This is a genomic window from Blautia sp. MSK20_18 (assembly GCF_020553125.1).
GTDB classification, from domain to species: Bacteria; Bacillota; Clostridia; order Lachnospirales; family Lachnospiraceae; genus Blautia_A; species Blautia_A fusiformis.
Genome location: NZ_JAJCGR010000094.1, coordinates 1 through 743, shown reverse-complemented (window position 1 = coordinate 743; position 743 = coordinate 1). Strand labels below are relative to the sequence as shown.

Genomic DNA, 743 nt, shown 5'->3' with positions numbered 1-743 from the left:
GGAATCAGCCAGGGAATCAGTCAAGGGATTGAACAGGGGCGGAGTGAAGAGAGGGTGAATACGTTGAGGGAGAAGGCGCGAGCGGATCGGTTGGAGAGGGAGCTGAGGAAGCTGCGGAAGCTACGGAGAGGTAGAAGAGATGTTTGAGGATGGAAAGGTTACGGTGGCGTATATGAAGAGTTTTGAGATTGAGCAGATGTGGATTAATAAGGGGATCAGTCAAGGGATTGAACAGGGGCGGAGTGAAGAGAGGGCGAATACGTTGAGGGAGAAGGCGCGTGCGGATCGGTTGGAGAGGGAACTGAGAAAGCTGCGGAGGGGGAGATGATGTTGTTTGGTTTTGGGAGAGTTTCTGGGTGTTTGGGCCTGGGGGCTCTTTTTTTGTGGGATGAATGGAGGGAGGGACGAACGGACAGACAGTCTACCAGCGGGGTGGGGCATCGGCGCTGCGTTGGATGTGGGTGGGGTGAGCTTTTTGCGATTTGTCGTGAGGGGATTGGGGGATAGAGGCTGTTTTGGATAGGGTGAGGTGTTTTTGTGTAATATTTAAATTTATTTTTGGAGTATTTTGGATTATAATTATGGAAAAAGATGGTTGGCCTGATTGGTTGACTGATTGACTGGTTGATTGATATCCGGAGTTTTGGTGACTGTTTTGTGGGACTTGAGAGATGAGCTTCGGATGTGTGTAAGCGTCCAATAAGAGGGTGTATCGAAATTTCTGGCTGTTGCATGTAAACTAT

Annotated in this window: 1 protein-coding gene; it reads left to right on the top strand. The window is 49.4% G+C overall.

Features of this window, described 5'->3' with window-relative positions; translation table 11 throughout:
• The first annotated feature begins 139 nt into the window (after window positions 1-139).
• Window positions 140-328 (top strand): hypothetical protein, encoded by a 189-nt coding sequence (locus tag LI091_RS18375; protein WP_059086509.1) that lies wholly within the window; start codon window positions 140-142, stop codon window positions 326-328.
• Window positions 329-743 lie beyond the last annotated feature (415 nt).